The following is a 17,619-nucleotide window of genomic DNA, read 5'->3' on the forward strand; positions in this document are numbered from 1 at the left end:
GGTACTGCAGGGGGGACCCTGTGGGAGAGTAGGACGCCGCCGAACGATTATTGTGGGGGAGCCCCGTACCGTATGGTACGGGGCTTTCCTGCGTTTAAGGGGGCGTGGTCGGCCCGGCGTGAGGGTTTGAAAGTTGTCGGCCAAGGGCCCTTCCTGGCCTGCACACCCGGAATTATGCGTACCCCCTGATCCCGTGTATGGTTTACCTCGTTGCCGCAGCGCAACGAGGCCCCAATAGCTCAGTCGGTAGAGCGTCTCCATGGTAAGGAGAAGGTCTGCGGTTCGATTCCGCATTGGGGCTCAGGAAACGAAAGGCCCCCGCCGCTCGGCGGGGGCCTTTCGCGTTGTCGGTGCGAGTGCCGAATCAGATGTGGGGCGGCTCGGGAACACGCATCGCGAGGATGGCCATGTCGTCGGAGGCGGGTTCCGCCGCGAAGCGTTCCACCGCTCTCAGGATGCGTGCGGCGACCGCGCCGGCCGTCAGGCCCGTACAGGTGGACAGGACGTCCGCGAGGCCGTCGTCGCCCAGCATGCGGGTTCCCTCGCGGCGTTCGGTGACGCCGTCCGTGACGCAGAGGAGGACGTCGCCCGGACTGAGGGTGACCTCCTCCTCGAAGAGCTCCAGGTCGTCGATGACACCCAGGAGAGGCTGCGGTTCCGCGGCGGGCTCGACGGAGCCGTCCTGGCGCAGGCGCAACGGCAGCGGGTGGCCGGCGCAGACGACCTTCAGGAGGGCGCTGCCGTCATCCTGGGGCCACAGCTCGCCGTAAAGGAGAGTCAGGAAGCGGCTGCGGGCGCCCTCGTCGAGGATCGCCGCGTTGAGGCGTTCCAGGACCGCGGGGCCGCCGAAGCCCTCGCGGGCGAGCAGGCGCAGCGCGTGGCGGGCCAGGCCGGTGACGGCGGCCGCCTCGGGGCCCGTACCGCAGACGTCGCCGATGGCGAAGCCGTACGCGCCGTCGCGGATGGGGAAGACGTCGTAGAAGTCGCCGCCGACCTCGTTGCCCTCGCCCGCGGCGCGGTAGATGACCTCGATCTCGACGTTCGGGACGTCGGGGAGGCCCGGGGGCAGCAGGCTGCGCTGGAGGGACTGGCTGATGGCCATGCGCTCGGAGTACAGGCGGGCGTTGTCCAGGGCCAGGGCGGCCCGGCGGGAGAGGTCCTCGGCCAGCTCCAGGATCTCCTGGCGGAAGTGGTCGTCCGAGGGCTTGCCGAGCGTCAGCATGCCGATGACCCGGTTGCGGGCGACCAGCGGCAGGACCACCGTCTCGCCGCCGACGGCCTGGGCGGTGGCCAGCGTGGTACGGGTCGCCGTGCTCATGCTCAGCGGCGCGTCGTGGGCGAGGCTGCGGGTCGAGGTGGAGAGCGCGGCGCGGCGGCCCGCCTCCGAGGGGGCCGACCAGGTGCGGGCGCCGGGGGTCGGGACCGGATCCGGTGGGGTGACCTTGGAGAGGAGGGCCTTGAGGCCGTCGATCAGATCCTCGTCCTCGTGGAGCACGTACGAGAGGTACGGGTCGGAGGACTGGTCGGCGATGGTGTAGACGGCACACCAGGTGGCCAGGGTGGGGACGGTCATCTGGGCCATGAGCGCGAGGGTCTGGTCCCGGTCGAGCGTCCCGGCCAGCAGGTCGGAGGCCTCGACGAGGAAGGACAGGGAGCCGCGGCGCAGCCGTTCCAGTTCGCCCAGGCGGGCGGACTCCACGGCCAGCGCGATCCGGTCGGCGGCGAACTGGAGGCGCAGGGCCTCCTCGTTCGAGTAGCGGCCCGGGTTCTCCGCCGCGACGCCGAGGGAGCCGGTGAGGCGGCCCTCGACCTTCAGGGGGACCGTGACGACCGAGCGCATCCCGGTGTCGGTGAGGAGCGGGACGGCGCCGGGGACGGCGGTCAGGTCTTCGTGGACGGCGGGCATCCGGGCGGAGCCGTAGCGTCCCGTTCCGGCTTCGACGGGGACGCGGGCGAAGCGCTGGCGGGCCGAGGGGAGGCCCGTCGTGGCGCGGACCTCCAGCTCCGTCTCGTCGTCCGTGGCGAGCAGGAGGAACGCGGCGTCGGCGTCGAGCATGTCGCGGGCCCGCTCGACGGTCCGCTGGAGGAGGCCGTCCAGGTCGTCGGGGGCGGGGGAGCCGATGAAGACCTCGAAGGGGTCCGTGGCGCGGTGGTCGGACGCGGAGTCGGAGACGGGGGCGCGGACCGGGGTCTGGAGCACGGCGCGTTCGTCGTCGCGGACGAGGAGGCAGACCGTGGAGGGCTCGCCGTCGTTGTCGCGGACGCGCAGATGGGAGGCGTAGACGGGGATGGTCCGCCCGTCGGCGCCGCGGATCCCGTAGCTGCCCTCCCAGCGGGAGAGCCGGAGGGCGTCGGCGATGCCGGTGTTGGTGCCGGGGGTGTGCGGCCAGGCCACGAAGTCGGTGAACTGCTTGCCGGTGACCTGTTCCGCGGTGTGCCCGAAGACGTAGGCGGCGTCCTCGTTCCACGCGCTGATCGAGCCGGTGCTGTCGATCTGGACGACGGCGACCCGGACCCGCTGGTCGGTGACCGGCAGGAGCGAGGCCGGCAGGACCGGGCCCGCGGAGCGGATGCCGACCGGGCGGTCGGGCAGGTCCAGCTGGAACCAGACGTGCTTGCGGGTGGGGGAGTACTCCACGCCCCAGCGTGTGGCGAGGGCGGCGCAGAGGAGCAGCCCGCGGCCGTTCTCGCGGTCGGGGCTGCCGAAGTCGATGCCGGTGCTCTGGAGCGGCACCTCGCGTTCCGGATAGTGGTCGGAGACCTCGACGCGGACGGCGTCCTCGGAGCGCAGGCACAGGACGTCGGCCGCCGTCCCCGCGTGGATGACGGCGTTGGTGACGAGCTCACTGGTGAGGACGACGGCGTCGTCGACGACATCGTTGTAGCCCCACCCCTGGAGGGTGTCCCGGACGAAGGCGCGGGCGGTCGCGACCGAGCGCCCGACCGGTTCGAAGGTGGCGGCCGCGCGCGCGGTGATCACAGCACTCCCCATATTGGTGTCTCGTCGCTTCCCCGAGTCCTGTGCCCGTTTCTCGCCGCTTCGATTCGCCTGCCAGGCTAGACGCTAGCCCCGGGTGTCCGGTACACGAGGGCCGAGATCGGGACAGGACGGTCCGGCGGGGGCGCGCGGGCGCACAAGTATGGACCGCCGGTGCAGGGGATGGGGGGCAACGGGGGGAGGTTGCCCGTCGACCGGTCCCGGCCTGGTACGTTGCAACGATTTGACGTCCGACCGGCCTCCCGTTGACGGTGGGCCGGGGCGGTGAGCCAAAGTGGAACTGGGCAAGCTTCCGGATAGGCCCGAGCGAAACGGTCAACCCCTGCGGGAGGGACACGGTGGAGTCTGGCGTGGCGGCGCGGGGTTCGAAGGCGCGTACTAAAGGCGGACAGTCCGTGAAAAAGCAGCGCAATGGCACGGTCGAGGTCGACGCGGCAGCTCTGAACAGACTGCTCGCGGGACTCGCGGCGATGCGCGACGGCAACTTCCGCAGGCGGCTCACGGTCTCCGGCTCCGGCGACGACGTGATGTCGGAGCTCGCCGCGGTCTTCAACGAGGTCGCCGAACGGAACCTGCATCTCACCGGCGAGCTGGCCCGGGTGCGGCGGGTGGTCGGGCGTGAGGGAAAGCTCACGGAGCGGCTGGAGACGGGGCCCCTGGAGGGCTCCTGGGCGGCGGCCGTCGACGCCTCCAACGAGCTCGTCGACGATCTGGCCCGTCCGGTGTCCGAGGTGAGCCGGGTGCTGTCGGCGGTGGCCGACGGCGACCTGGAGCAGCGGATGGAGCTGCGGTCGCACACGACGGACGAGACGGTGCGCCCGCTGCGCGGCGAGTTCCTGAAGGTCGCGCGTACGGTCAACAACCTCGTCGACCAGCTGTCGGTGTTCACCGAGCAGGTGACCCGGGTCGCCGTGGAGGTGGGGACCGAGGGCAAGCTGGGCGGGCAGGCCCAGGTGCGCGGGATGTCCGGGTCCTGGAAGGACCTCACGGACTCCGTCAACACCATGGCGTACCGGCTGACGGCCCAGGTGCGGGACATCGCGCTGGTGACGACGGCGGTCGCCAAGGGGGACCTGTCCCGCAAGGTCACCGTCCATGTGGACGGCGAGATGCTCCAGCTGAAGAACACCGTCAACACGATGGTCGACCAGCTGTCCTCGTTCTCCTCCGAGGTGACGCGTGTCGCCCGCGAGGTGGGTACGGAGGGTGAGCTGGGCGGGCAGGCGGCCGTGCCGGGCGTGGCCGGGGTGTGGAAGGACCTCACCGACTCCGTCAACACGATGGCGGGCAACCTGACGTCCCAGGTGCGCGGCATCGCCGAGGTGACGACGGCTGTCGCCAACGGTGACCTGACGCAGAAGGTCACGGTGAGCGCGCGCGGCGAGGTCGCGCAGCTCGCCGAGACGATCAACCAGATGACCGAGACGCTGCGCACCTTCGCCGACGAGGTGACGCGGGTGGCGAGCGAGGTCGGTGGTGAGGGGCTGCTGGGCGGTCAGGCGCAGGTGCCGGGGGCGGCGGGGACGTGGAAGGACCTCACGGATTCCGTGAACACGGTCTTCCGCAACCTGACGACGCAGGTGCGGGACATCGCGCAGGTCACCACGGCGGTGGCGAGCGGTGACATGTCGCAGAAGGTCACGGTCGACGTGGCCGGGGAGATGCTGGAGCTGAAGAACACCGTCAACACGATGGTGGACCAGCTCCAGGCCTTCGGTTCCGAGGTGACGCGGGTGGCCCGCGAGGTCGGGGTCGAGGGGCGGCTCGGCGGTCAGGCCGAGGTGACGGGGGCCGCGGGGACGTGGAAGGACCTCACGGACTCGGTGAACACCGCCTTCCGCAACCTGACCGGTCAGGTCCGGGACATCGCGCAGGTGACGACGGCGGTCGCCAACGGTGATCTCTCCCAGAAGGTCACCGTGGACGTGGCCGGGGAGATGCTGGAGCTGAAGAACACCGTCAACACGATGGTGGCGCAGCTGTCCAGCTTCGCCGACCAGGTGACGCGGATGGCGCGGGACGTGGGTACGGAGGGCCGCCTGGGCGGACAGGCCCGGGTGGACGGTGTCTCGGGGACGTGGAAGGAGCTGACGGACTCCGTCAACTTCATGGCCGGGAACCTGACCTCCCAGGTACGGCAGATCGCCCAGGTCACGACGGCGGTGGCGCGGGGAGACCTGTCGCAGAAGATCGACGTGGACGCCCGGGGCGAGATCCTGGAGCTGAAGAACACCATCAACACCATGGTCGACCAGCTGTCGGCCTTCGCCGACCAGGTGACCCGGGTGGCCCGCGAGGTGGGCACGGACGGCCGTCTCGGCGGTCAGGCGCAGGTGCCGGGCGTGGCCGGAGTGTGGCGGGATCTCACCGACTCGGTGAACGGCATGGCGGGGAACCTCACCGCCCAGGTCCGTAACATCGCGCAGGTCGCCACGGCGGTGGCGCGCGGTGACCTGTCGCAGAAGATCGACGTGGATGCCCGGGGCGAGATCCTGGAGCTGAAGAACACCCTGAACACGATGGTCGACCAGCTCTCGAACTTCGCCGAGCAGGTCACCCGGGTCGCCCGCGAGGTGGGTACGGAGGGGATCCTCGGCGGTCAGGCGGAGGTGCAGGGCGTCTCGGGGACGTGGAAGGACCTCACCCAGTCCGTGAACGGCATGGCGAACAACCTGACCCTCCAGGTCCGCAACATCGCCGAGGTCACCACGGCGGTCGCCAAGGGCGATCTCTCCAAGAAGATCACCGTCGACGCCAAGGGCGAGATCCTCGAACTGGTCACCACCGTGAACACGATGGTCGACCAGCTGCTGAACTTCGCCGACGAGGTGTCCAGGGTGGCCCGTGAGGTGGGCACCGAAGGCATCCTCGGCGGTCAGGCGCGGGTGCGCGGGGCGACCGGCATCTGGAAGGACCTCAGCGAGAACGTCAACCTGATGGCCAACAACCTGACCAGCCAGGTGCGGAACATCTCCCGGGTCTCCTCCGCGGTCGCCAACGGCGACCTGACGAAGAAGGTCACCGTGGAGGCGCGAGGCGAGGTCGCCGAGCTGGCCGACACCGTCAACACCATGGTGACGACGCTGTCGTCGTTCGCGGACGAGGTCACGCGGGTGGCCCGCGAGGTGGGCACGGAGGGCGAGCTGGGCGGTCAGGCCAGGGTGCCGGGTGTCTCGGGGACGTGGAAGGACCTCACCGAATCCGTGAACTCGATGGCGTCCAACCTCACCGGGCAGGTGCGGCAGATCGCCACGGTCACCACCGCCATCGCCAAGGGCGATCTGACCAAGAAGATCGACATCGACGCGCGCGGTGAGATCCAGGAGCTGAAGAACACCATCAACACGATGGTCGACCAGTTGTCCTCGTTCGCCGAGCAGGTGACCCGGGTCGCCCGCGAGGTGGGCACCGAGGGTCAGCTGGGCGGTCAGGCGCGGGTGCGGGACGTGGACGGCACCTGGCGCGACCTGACCGAGTCGGTGAACGAGATGGCCGGGAACCTGACCCGTCAGGTGCGCGCCATCGCGGCCGTCGCCACGGCGGTGACGCGCGGCGATCTGAACCTCAAGATCGATGTGGACGCGGCCGGGGAGATCCAGGTCCTCCAGGACAACATCAACACGATGATCGCCAACCTGCGCGACACCACCCTCGCCAACAAGGAGCAGGACTGGCTGAAGGGCAACCTGGCGCGGATCTCCGGTCTGATGCAGGGCCGCCGCGATCTGGACGACGTGGCCTCGCTGATCATGAGCGAGCTGACGCCGGTGGTCTCCGCGCAGCACGGCGCGTTCTTCCTCGCCATCTCGCCGGGCGACTCGAAGGAGGTGGGTCCGGACAACAGCGGTGACAGCTCCTACGAGCTGCGGATGCGGGGGAGTTACGGCTACTCCGCCGGCTCGATGCCGACGTCGTTCCGGCCCGGTGAGACGCTGATCGGGACGGCGGCGGAGGAGAAGCGGACGATCCAGGTCGACAACGTCCCGCCGGGCTATCTCAAGATCTCCTCCGGGCTGGGGGAGGCGCCTCCGGCGCATGTGATCGTGCTGCCGGTGCTCTTCGAGGGCAAGGTGCTCGGGGTGATCGAGCTGGCGTCGTTCCAGCCGTTCACGCACATCCAGCGGGATTTCCTCAACCAGCTAGCCGAGATGATCGCGACGAGCGTCAACACGATCAGCGTCAACACCAAGACCGAGAAGCTGCTGGAGCAGTCCCAGGAGCTGACCGAGCAACTGCGTGATCGCTCTCAGGAGTTGGAGAACCGGCAGAAGGCCCTCCAGGAGTCCAACGCCCAACTGGAGGAGAAGGCCGAGCTGTTGGCCCAGCAGAACCGTGACATCGAGGTGAAGAACACCGAGATCGAGGAGGCGCGGCAGGTGCTGGAGGAGCGCGCCGAGCAGCTCGCGGTCTCGATGCGCTACAAGTCGGAGTTCCTGGCGAACATGTCGCACGAGCTGCGTACGCCGCTCAACTCGCTTCTGATCCTGGCGAAGTTGCTGGCGGACAACGCCGAGGGGAACCTCTCGCCGAAGCAGGTGGAGTTCGCCGAGACGATCCACGGCGCCGGGTCCGACCTGCTCCAGCTGATCAACGACATCCTCGACCTCTCCAAGGTCGAGGCGGGCAAGATGGATGTCAGCCCGACGCGGATCGCACTGGTCCAGCTGGTCGACTACGTGGAGGCGACCTTCCGGCCGCTCACCGCGGAGAAGGGTCTCGACTTCTCCGTACGGGTCTCTCCGGAGCTTCCCGCGACGCTGCACACCGACGAGCAGCGCCTCCTCCAGGTGCTGCGGAACCTGCTGTCCAACGCGGTGAAGTTCACCGACACCGGGGCGGTGGAGCTGGTGATCCGCCCGGCCGGGGCCGATGTGCCGAACACGATCCGGGAGCATCTGCTGGAGGCGGGGTCGCTGCGGGACGCCGACGCCGATCTGATCGCCTTCTCGGTGACCGACACCGGGATCGGGATCGCGTCCAGCAAGATGCTGGTGATCTTCGAGGCGTTCAAGCAGGCGGACGGCACGACGAGCCGCAAGTACGGCGGCACCGGCCTCGGGCTCTCCATCAGCCGGGAGATCGCGCGGCTGCTCGGCGGTGAGATCCACGCGGCGAGCGAGCCGGGCCGGGGCTCCACCTTCACCCTGTACCTCCCGCTGCACCCGGCCGAACTGCCGCCCCAGGGCTACCCGCAGGCGGGTTCCGGTCCGGCCGAGGCCCTGGGGGGTGCCGGCGAGAACGGGCAGGGGCAGCTCCCGGCGGGCGAGCAGGCGCCGCTCGGGGACCCGGCCAACTCCGCCGGGATGTTCCGGCGCCGGCGCAAGGCGCTCGGCGACGCGGCCCGGCGGCCCGCGTTGCCGGCCGGCCGCGGCACCGTGCGGAGCGCCCCGCCCCGGGACGAGTGGGTCCGCGGGAGCCAGGGGCCCGGCCAGGACCCGGCCCAGGAGCCGGGGCAGGCCGTCGCGGAGGAGGCGGAGCCCCGGCGGACGTTCCGCTTCCGCGGCGAGAAGGTGCTCATCGTCGACGACGACATCCGTAACGTCTTCGCGTTGACCAGCGTGCTGGAGCAGCACGGACTGGCCGTGCTGTACGCGGAGAACGGGCGCGAGGGCATCGAAGTCCTGGAGCAGCACGACGATGTGACGGTCGTGCTGATGGACATCATGATGCCCGAGATGGACGGTTACGCGACCACGACCGCGATCCGCCGGATGCCGCAGTTCGCCGGTCTGCCGATCGTCGCGCTCACGGCGAAGGCGATGAAGGGCGACCGGGAGAAGGCGATCGACTGCGGAGCTTCCGACTATGTGACGAAGCCGGTCGATCCGGATCACCTGCTCGCGGTGATGGAGCGATGGATGCACGGAGAGTGATCGAACGTTGAACAATTTGGCGTGAGTTGTTGACCGACTGTGCGCGAATGGGTGTGAACGCGCTGCATCCGGGGAACCTTCTGGTCTCTCACCGCGTTTGAGGTACGTGCACGGTGACATCGCGGTGACAGGGTGTGGTGACGGGCGGGGTGCGGCTACCATGACCGGCACAAGGACGGACGGCGTAAGGGAGTCGTCCTCTGGGGCGGCACCCGGTGCATTTCCGGGGCGAGGAGGGCGGGCCATGGTGCAGAAGGCCAAGATCCTCCTGGTCGATGACCGGCCGGAGAATCTGCTGGCGCTGGAGGCCATCCTCTCTGCGCTCGATCAGACCCTGGTCCGGGCATCGTCAGGGGAGGAGGCGCTCAAAGCGCTGCTCACGGACGACTTCGCGGTCATCCTGCTGGACGTCCAGATGCCGGGCATGGACGGGTTCGAGACCGCCGCGCACATCAAGCGCCGGGAGCGGACCCGGGACATCCCGATCATCTTCCTCACCGCGATCAACCACGGCCCGCACCACACCTTCCGGGGCTACGCGGCCGGGGCGGTGGACTACATCTCCAAGCCGTTCGACCCCTGGGTGCTCCGCGCCAAGGTCTCGGTCTTCGTCGAGCTGTACATGAAGAACTGCAAGCTCCGCGAGCAGGCCGCGCTGCTGCGGCTCCAGTTGGACGGCGACAGCCAGGCGGGCGGCGAGCACGAGAAGGAGCCCGCCGGTCTGCTGGCCGAGCTGTCCGCCCGGCTCGCGGCCGTCGAGGAGCAGGCCGAAGCCCTCTCCAAACAGCTCGACGACGAGTCGGCCGACGCCGCCGCCGTCGCCACAGCCGCCCACCTCGAACGCAAGCTGACCGGACTGCGCCGCGCTCTGGACGCCCTGGAGCCGGGCACGGGCGGCGGCGCGGGCGTGCTGCCCGCACCGGGCTGACGCCTCCGGTCCGGTCCCCGCTCCCTCGCCCGGGAGACCGCCCCGTCTCCGCCCCGGCCGCCTCCGCCCGCCCCGCGGGAGCCTCCCTCCGCCGTGAGGCACCGTCAGTTCCCGGCCCGGCGGGGACGACACGGTCGGGTGAACCAGTAGGCGAACGTGTTCACGGGCGGCGACAGCGGTAACCTCGGCACCATGGCCTCACGTACGTCCGGCAAGGGTTCCCAGGGCACGGCGGGCACCACCAAACGCGTCGGCCGTACCGCGGGCCCCGCGAAGAAAGCCGCGCCCGCCAGGAAGAGCGCGCCGAAGAAACCGGCGGCTGCGGCGAAGAAGGCCCCCGCGAAGAAGGCGGCGGCCAGAAAACCCGCGCCCTCACCCACCGGCGGCCTCTTCCGCCTGGTGCGGGCCGTCTGGCTCGGCGCGGCACACACCGTGGGCGCGGTGTTCCGCTCGATAGGGCGCGGTGCGAAGGGACTTGACCCCGCCCACCGCAAGGACGGGCTCGCGCTGCTCCTGCTCGGCCTGGCGCTGATCGTCGCCGCGGGCACCTGGTCCCACCTCCAGGGTCCGGTCGGCGATCTGGTCGAGATGCTCGTCACCGGCGCCTTCGGCCGGCTCGACCTGCTCGCGCCGATACTGCTGGGCGCGATGGGCGTACGGCTGATCCTCTACCCGGAGCGCCCCGAGGCCAACGGCCGTATCGTCATCGGGCTGTCCGCCCTGGTCGTCGGCATCCTCGGGCAGGTCCACATCGCCTGCGGTTCGCCGGACCGGGACGCGGGCACCGAGGCGATGCAGAACGCGGGCGGGCTCGTTGGCTGGGGCGTCTCCAAGCCGCTGATCTTCATGATGGGCGAGGTGCTCGCCGTACCACTGCTCGTCCTGCTGACCGTCTTCGGGCTGCTCGTCGTCACCGCCACCCCGGTCAACGCCATCCCGCAGCGGTTGCGCCAGCTCGGCGTCCGCCTCGGCATCGTCGAGGCCCCGCCCGAGCCCGAACAGGGCTACGGCGACGACGAACGCTACGACGAGCAGTGGCGCGAGGCGCTGCCCGGGCGGTCGCGCCGCGGCTCGGCACGGGGCGCGGACGCGGAGCCGTACGACCACGACCAGGCCGAGGAGGAGGCGCTGACCAAGCGCCGCAGGCCCCGGCGCCCCTCGGCGCAGCCCGCGATGAACCGGTCCATGGACGCGGTGGACGTCGCGGCCGCGGCGGCCGCCGCGCTCGACGGAGCCGTACTGAACGGCATGCCGCCCTCCCCGGTCGTCGCCGACCTCACCCAGGGCGTCTCCGCCGACCGGGAGCGCACCGGCACGCCCGTGCCCGGGGCGCGGGAGGCCGAGCGGGACGGCGGGCCGAAGCCGGGCGTCAAGCGGACCGAGCCGGCCTCCCCGGGCCAGGGCGAGTCGTCGGGAGGCGTGCCCGATCTGACCAAACCGGCCCCCGAGGCGTCGCTGGGGCTGCCCGCACGCGCGGAACAGCTCCAGCTCTCCGGGGACATCACGTACGCGCTCCCCTCGCTCGACCTGCTGGAGCGCGGCGGCCCCGGCAAGACCCGCAGCGCGGCCAACGACCGGGTGGTCGAGTCGCTCACCACCGTCTTCACCGAGTTCAAGGTCGACGCCGCCGTCACCGGCTTCACCCGTGGGCCGACGGTCACCCGGTACGAGGTGGAGCTGGGCCCGGCCGTCAAGGTCGAGAAGATCACCGCGCTGACCAAGAACATCGCCTACGCGGTGGCCAGTCCGGACGTACGGATCATCTCCCCGATCCCCGGGAAGTCGGCGGTCGGCATCGAGATCCCCAACAGCGACCGCGAGATGGTCAACCTGGGGGACGTGCTGCGGCTGGCCGAGGACGACGACCCGATGATGGTGGCCTTCGGCAAGGACGTCGAGGGCGGCTACGTCATGCACAGCCTGGCGAAGATGCCCCACATGCTGGTGGCCGGAGCCACCGGGTCCGGAAAGTCGTCCTGCATCAACTGTCTGATCACCTCGATCATGGTGCGGGCGACCCCGGAGGACGTCCGGATGGTCCTCGTGGACCCCAAGCGCGTCGAGCTGACCGCGTACGAGGGCATCCCGCACCTGATCACCCCGATCATCACCAACCCCAAGAAGGCGGCCGAGGCGCTGCAATGGGTCGTGCGCGAGATGGACCTGCGCTACGACGACCTCGCCGCCTTCGGCTACCGGCACATCGACGACTTCAACAAGGCGGTCCGCGAGGGCAAGGTGAAGCTCCCCGAGGGGAGCGAGCGCGAGCTGTCGCCGTACCCGTATCTGCTGGTGATCGTCGACGAGCTGGCCGACCTCATGATGGTCGCCCCCCGCGACGTCGAGGACTCCATCGTCCGTATCACCCAGCTCGCCCGTGCGGCGGGCATCCACCTGGTCCTCGCCACCCAGCGCCCCTCGGTCGACGTGGTGACCGGGCTCATCAAGGCCAACGTGCCCTCCCGGCTCGCCTTCGCCACCTCCTCGCTCGCCGACAGCCGGGTCATCCTCGACCAGCCGGGCGCCGAGAAACTCATCGGCAAGGGCGACGGGCTGTTCCTGCCGATGGGCGCCAACAAGCCCACCCGTATGCAGGGGGCCTTCGTCACCGAGGACGAGGTCGCCGCCATCGTCCAGCACTGCAAGGACCAGATGGCCCCGGTCTTCCGCGACGACGTGGTGGTGGGCTCGAAGCAGAAGAAGGAGATCGACGAGGACATCGGCGACGACCTCGACCTGCTCTGCCAGGCCGCCGAACTGGTCGTCTCCACCCAGTTCGGGTCGACCTCGATGCTCCAGCGCAAGCTCCGGGTCGGCTTCGCGAAGGCGGGGCGGCTGATGGACCTGATGGAGTCCCGCTCCATCGTCGGCCCCAGCGAGGGGTCCAAGGCCCGCGACGTCCTTGTGAAACCCGACGAGCTCGACGGGGTGTTGGCCGTCATCCGCGGGGAATCCGCACCCTGAGGCCGGTCGGCCGTAAGGGGCAGGTGAATCCACCCGTAAAGGTTTTGTGGGCAACCGTTTCGTGCGGCCGTACGTCCAGTTGAAGGGGAGGGACGGAACCATGCACCTGTGCGCGGCGCCGCTCCTCCCGTCCGTACCTCCACCTCGTTCGGCCCACTACCGGTTGCCCAGTCCTCGATCGGGGCTGTGCCCCGTCCCCGCTCCGCCCCCGGAGCCGGGTACGGGGCCGTCCGGCGAACCCGATGGCGTACAAAGTCGTCCCTCCCGGTTGCCCCTCCCTTTCGTACCCCCCCTAGACTGAACACCCAGCAGGTGGCTCACGCTCGAAAGGCGCCCCCGTGTCCATCGGCAACTCCCCCGAAGACGACCGGCCTTCGATCGGTCGTGCCCTCCAGCAGGCTCGAATCGCCGCAGGTCTGACGGTCGAGGAAGTCAGCAGCTCCACCCGGGTGCGCATCCCCATCGTGCACGCGATCGAGCAGGACGACTTCTCCCGCTGCGGCGGCGACGTCTACGCCCGCGGCCACATCCGCACGTTCGCCCACGCCGTCGGTCTCGATCCGGAACCGCTGATCGAGGAGTACGACGCCGGCCACGGCGGCCGTCCCGCCCCGACCCCGGCGGCTCCGCTGTTCGAGGCGGAACGTATCCGCTCCGAACCCCGACGGCCCAACTGGACCGCGGCCATGACGGCGGCGATCGTCGTCGTGATCGGGTTCGTCGGGTTCACCCTCTTCAGCGGCGAGGAGGAGAAGCCCTCCACCACCGCCCAGGTAGGGGAGGGCTCCAAGCCCGACAAGACGGCGGTGAAGCCCACCGCCAAGCCGTCCGAGTCCAAGCCCGTCCCCTCCGAGAGCGCCATCGCCGCCGCCCCGCGGGACAAGGTGACGGTCAAGCTCAGCGCGGTCCAGGGCAAGAGCTGGATCTCCGCCAAGGACCACAACGGGCGGATTCTCTTCGACGGACTGCTGCTGCGCGGCGAGTCCAAGACCTTCCAGGACAAGGAGCGCATCGACCTCGTCCTCGGCGACGCCGGGGCGATCGAACTCTTCGTCAACGGCAAGCAGGTCCAGGACCGTTTCGGTCCCGGCACCGTCGAGCGGCTCTCGTACACCAAGGGCGACCCCGAGGCCGGCTGATCCGGCCACCGTCCCGCCACGACGGGCGTCCGGCTCCGGCCGGGCGCCCGTTCGCCGTTCCCCGCCCGGAGCCCGGTCACTCCCCGTAGCGGGGACGGGGGCCGGAGCGGGGCGGCAACCCTGCACGGTGAGGGGGCCGCCGGGACAACGTAGTCTTGAGTCCATGCCCGAACGCCGTACCGTCGCCCTTGTCACTCTTGGCTGCGCCCGTAACGAGGTGGACTCGGAGGAGCTCGCAGGCCGCTTGGCAGCGGACGGCTGGGACCTCGTCGAGGACGCCTCGGACGCGGATGTCGCAGTCGTCAACACCTGTGGGTTCGTCGAAGCCGCCAAGAAGGACTCCGTCGACGCCCTGCTCGAAGCCAACGATCTCAAGGACCACGGCCGCACCCAGGCCGTCGTCGCCGTCGGCTGCATGGCCGAGCGCTACGGCAAGGACCTCGCCGAGGCCCTGCCGGAGGCGGACGGCGTCCTCGGGTTCGACGACTACGCCGACATCTCCGACCGGCTCCAGACCATCCTCAACGGCGGTATCCACGCCTCGCACACCCCGCGTGACCGCCGCAAGCTGCTGCCGATCAGCCCCGCCGAGCGCCAGTCCGCCGCCGTGTCCCTCCCCGGGCACGCCCAGGAGACCGAGCCCGCCCCCGTGCCCGAGGACCTGCCCGAAGGCGTCGCTCCGGTCTCCGGCCCGCGCGCGCCGCTGCGCCGCAGACTGGGCACCAGCCCGGTCGCCTCGGTGAAGCTCGCCTCCGGCTGCGACCGCCGCTGCTCCTTCTGCGCCATCCCGTCCTTCCGCGGCTCGTTCATCTCGCGGCGCCCCTCGGACGTGCTCCAGGAGACCCGCTGGCTGGCCGAACAGGGGGTCAAGGAGGTCATGCTCGTCTCCGAGAACAACACCTCCTACGGCAAGGACCTCGGCGACATCCGGCTCCTGGAGACCCTGCTGCCCGAGCTGGCCGCCGTGGACGGCATCGAGCGCATCCGGGTCAGCTACCTCCAGCCCGCCGAGATGCGCCCCGGGCTGATCGACGTCCTCACCTCGACGCCGAAGGTCGCCCCGTACTTCGACCTCTCCTTCCAGCACTCCGCCCCCGGCGTGCTGCGGGCGATGCGCAGGTTCGGCGACACCGACCGCTTCCTGGAGCTCCTGGACACCATTCGGAGCAAGGCCCCCGAGGCGGGAGCCCGCTCCAACTTCATCGTCGGCTTCCCCGGCGAGAGCGAGGCCGACCTCGCCGAGCTGGAACGCTTCCTCACCGGCGCCCGGCTCGACGCGATCGGCGTCTTCGGCTACTCGGACGAGGAGGGCACCGAGGCGGTCGGCTACGAGAACAAGCTGGACGCCGACGTCATCGCGGAGCGCCTCGCCCACATCTCCCAGCTGGCCGAGGAGCTGACCTCCCAGCGTGCCGAGGAGCGCGTCGGCGAGACCCTCCAGGTGCTGGTGGAGTCCGTGGAGTCGGAGGAGGACGGCGAGGTCGCGATCGGCCGGGCCGCCCACCAGGCCCCCGAAACGGACGGACAGGTGGTCTTCACCACACGCGAGGGACTCGTGCCGGGCCTTATGGTCGAGGCGAAGGCAGTGGGCACCGAGGGCGTGGACCTGGTGGCCGAACACCACGAGCTTGCGGAGGCAGCCAGATGACGGGAGTCCCGGCATCCGCGGCAGGCGGCTCCGGCGCGAGGCCGGTCCGCGGCGGCAAGCTGGGCACTGCGGCCGTCAACCAGGCCAGCCTCTGGAACATCGCCAACATCCTGACCATGGTGCGGCTGCTGCTCGTACCGGGCTTCGTCCTGCTGCTGTTCCACAACGGCGGATACGACCCGGCCTGGCGCTCCTTCGCCTGGGCGGCCTTCGCCGTCGCGATGATCACCGACCTCTTCGACGGTCATCTGGCACGGACGTACAACCTCGTCACCGACTTCGGGAAGATCGCGGACCCGATCGCCGACAAAGCGATCATGGGGGCCGCGCTCGTCTCGCTGTCCATCCTGGGGGACCTGCCCTGGTGGATCACCGGGGTGATCATCGCCCGCGAGCTGGGCATCACGCTCATGCGGTTCTGGGTGATCCGGCACGCGGTCATTCCCGCCAGCCGCGGCGGCAAGCTGAAGACCCTCGCGCAGGGGACGGCGGTCGGGATGTACGTCCTGGCGCTGACCGGGCCGCTGGCGACCCTGCGCTTCTGGATGATGATGGTCGCCGTCGCGCTGACGGTCGTCACCGGACTCGACTACGTACGCCAGGCCGTCGTCCTGCGCCGCAAGAGCCTGGCCACCGAACGCGCCGCCGTCACCGCCGAACAGGCACGGCAGACGGCGGAGGCCCTGGAGGCGGCCGGAACGTCCGGGCCCGGGAGCGCCTCGGCGCAGGCCCGTGGCGTACGGGGCCCGGTGGAGGTCCGGGGGAGGACGGGCGCCGCTGAGGCGCGGGCGGTACGGGCGTCCGAGAAGCGGGACACCGCGGGAGCGCCGGCCGTGCGGGCGTCCGAGACGAGGGGCGCCGCGGAGGCCGAGCGGTGACAGCCGCCGCCCGGGTGCTGCGGCTGCTCGCGGAACACGGACAGTCCCTCGCCGTCGCGGAATCCCTGACCGGCGGCCTGGTGGCCGCCGAGCTGACCGCCGTACCCGGTGCCTCGCAGTCCTTCCGGGGATCGGTGACGGCGTACGCCACCCCTCTGAAGCAGCGGGTGCTGGAGGTCGACGAAGCCCTTCTGACGGAACGCGGAGCCGTCGATCCCGAGGTCGCACGGCAGATGGCGGCGGGGGTGCGCCGGGTCCTCGACGCGGACTGGGGGATCTCCACCACCGGGGTCGCGGGTCCGGGGCCGCAGGACGGGCAACCGGTCGGCACCGTCTACGTGGCCGTCGTGGGACCCTCCGGCGTCGAGAAAGTGGCCGCTCTGCGGTTGAATGGTGGGCGGGCGGATATTCGTAGAGAGAGTGTGCGAAGCGCCCTGGAACTGCTCGCGGACGAACTCTCCGGGAATGTGCGGGCACAGGATACGGAACAGAACGGGGGGAATGGATGTTTGCAGCCCTGAGTGAACACGACATCGCTCCCCGCACGGCCGCAGCGCAAGGCGGTACGGTAGGGCGTGAAGGATGCGGCTACGCGGTCCGAGGAGGGAGCCACCGATGATCCTGCTCCGTCGCCTGCTGGGTGACGTGCTGCGTCGGCAGCGCCAGCGCCAAGGCCGTACTCTGCGCGAAGTCTCCTCGTCCGCCCGGGTCTCGCTCGGTTATCTCTCCGAGGTGGAGCGGGGGCAGAAGGAGGCATCCTCCGAACTGCTCTCCGCGATTTGCGACGCGCTTGACGTACGGATGTCCGAGCTCATGCGAGAGGTGAGCGACGAGCTCTCGCTCGCCGAGCTGGCCGAGTCGGCGGCTGCCAGCGATCCGGTGCCAGTACCGGTTCGCCCCATGCTCAACTCCGTCTCCGTGTCGTCGGTGGCAGGTGTGCCGACGGGACGGGTGACCATCAAGGCGCCCGCGGAAGCGGTGGACGTCGTCGCCGCCTAATCCGCGCGGCATACGCACGACCGGGTCCCGGTCGGCCCCCCACCGGGGGTCGGCCGGGACTTTCGTGTCCGGCCGGGCCGCGGCGGAGCCGGGGTGGCCCAGGTCGGTGAGATCCGTGCTTTTTCTCCGGAAGCGGGTGTGTGAGCCGACAGGCAGCGGGCACACGGAGGACAAGGCCCACATGACCGTTTT

The 17,619-nt window shown here is 70.3% G+C and carries 9 protein-coding genes and 1 tRNA gene; 9 read left to right on the forward strand and 1 reads right to left on the reverse strand.

All coding sequences use genetic code 11. The annotated features are described in order from the left end of the window. The first annotated feature begins 228 nt into the window (after positions 1-228). Positions 229-301: transfer RNA gene (locus ACIRRU_RS11230), tRNA-Thr, on the forward strand. Between the two features lie 63 nt (positions 302-364). Here ACIRRU_RS11230 and ACIRRU_RS11235 read toward each other — a convergent pair. Then, positions 365-2,992, reverse strand: coding sequence for a SpoIIE family protein phosphatase (locus ACIRRU_RS11235; protein WP_403678758.1), 2,628 nt, complete (start codon positions 2,990-2,992; stop codon positions 365-367). Positions 2,993-3,393: 401 nt separating this feature from the next. On the opposite strand from ACIRRU_RS11235, the gene ACIRRU_RS11240 reads away from it, so the two are divergent. The 8 genes from ACIRRU_RS11240 (at position 3,394) to ACIRRU_RS11275 (ending at position 17,427) form a co-directional block, all read left to right on the forward strand. After that, positions 3,394-8,871: a HAMP domain-containing protein gene (locus tag ACIRRU_RS11240; RefSeq protein ID WP_403678759.1), complete on the forward strand. Its 5,478-nt coding sequence runs from the start codon at positions 3,394-3,396 to the stop codon at positions 8,869-8,871. A gap of 244 nt (positions 8,872-9,115) precedes the next feature. Then, positions 9,116-9,799, forward strand: a complete 684-nt coding sequence (locus tag ACIRRU_RS11245) for a response regulator (RefSeq protein ID WP_363201856.1) — start codon at positions 9,116-9,118, stop codon at positions 9,797-9,799. Between the two features lie 192 nt (positions 9,800-9,991). Beyond that, a complete protein-coding gene (locus tag ACIRRU_RS11250; RefSeq protein WP_403678762.1) occupies positions 9,992-12,763 on the forward strand; it encodes a DNA translocase FtsK in 2,772 nt (923 codons plus the stop codon). A gap of 338 nt (positions 12,764-13,101) precedes the next feature. Further along, positions 13,102-13,902 carry a helix-turn-helix domain-containing protein gene (locus tag ACIRRU_RS11255; RefSeq protein ID WP_403678763.1) on the forward strand — a complete coding sequence of 267 codons (801 nt, stop codon included), beginning with the start codon at positions 13,102-13,104 and terminating at the stop codon, positions 13,900-13,902. A gap of 163 nt (positions 13,903-14,065) precedes the next feature. Further along, a complete protein-coding gene (gene rimO, locus ACIRRU_RS11260; RefSeq protein ID WP_403678764.1) occupies positions 14,066-15,550 on the forward strand; it encodes a 30S ribosomal protein S12 methylthiotransferase RimO in 1,485 nt (494 codons plus the stop codon). Then, complete coding sequence (gene pgsA / locus ACIRRU_RS11265; protein ID WP_403678766.1) at positions 15,547-16,428, forward strand: CDP-diacylglycerol--glycerol-3-phosphate 3-phosphatidyltransferase; 882 nt, start codon at positions 15,547-15,549, stop codon at positions 16,426-16,428. Before rimO ends, pgsA begins: the two co-directional genes overlap by 4 nt. Continuing rightward, positions 16,425-16,949: a CinA family protein gene (locus tag ACIRRU_RS11270; protein ID WP_403678768.1), complete on the forward strand. Its 525-nt coding sequence runs from the start codon at positions 16,425-16,427 to the stop codon at positions 16,947-16,949. Before pgsA ends, ACIRRU_RS11270 begins: the two co-directional genes overlap by 4 nt. A 94-nt stretch (positions 16,950-17,043) precedes the next feature. Further along, complete coding sequence (locus ACIRRU_RS11275) at positions 17,044-17,427, forward strand: helix-turn-helix domain-containing protein (protein ID WP_069169097.1); 384 nt, start codon at positions 17,044-17,046, stop codon at positions 17,425-17,427. Positions 17,428-17,619: the final 192 nt, after the last annotated feature.

This window comes from Streptomyces sp. NPDC101181 (assembly GCF_044767975.1).
Classification (GTDB): domain Bacteria; phylum Actinomycetota; class Actinomycetes; order Streptomycetales; family Streptomycetaceae; genus Streptomyces.

Bases quoted from the DNA above. Each gene is read 5' to 3' on its own strand.
- ACIRRU_RS11235 (WP_403678758.1), bottom strand. From the start codon at position 2,992: ATGGGGAGTGCTGTGATCACCGCGCGCGCGGCCGCCACCTTCGAACCG.
- ACIRRU_RS11245 (WP_363201856.1), top strand. From the start codon at position 9,116: ATGGTGCAGAAGGCCAAGATCCTCCTGGTCGATGACCGGCCGGAGAAT.
- ACIRRU_RS11250 (WP_403678762.1), top strand. From the start codon at position 9,992: ATGGCCTCACGTACGTCCGGCAAGGGTTCCCAGGGCACGGCGGGCACC.
- rimO (WP_403678764.1), top strand. From the start codon at position 14,066: ATGCCCGAACGCCGTACCGTCGCCCTTGTCACTCTTGGCTGCGCCCGT.
- pgsA (WP_403678766.1), top strand. From the start codon at position 15,547: ATGACGGGAGTCCCGGCATCCGCGGCAGGCGGCTCCGGCGCGAGGCCG.
- ACIRRU_RS11275 (WP_069169097.1), top strand. From the start codon at position 17,044: ATGATCCTGCTCCGTCGCCTGCTGGGTGACGTGCTGCGTCGGCAGCGC.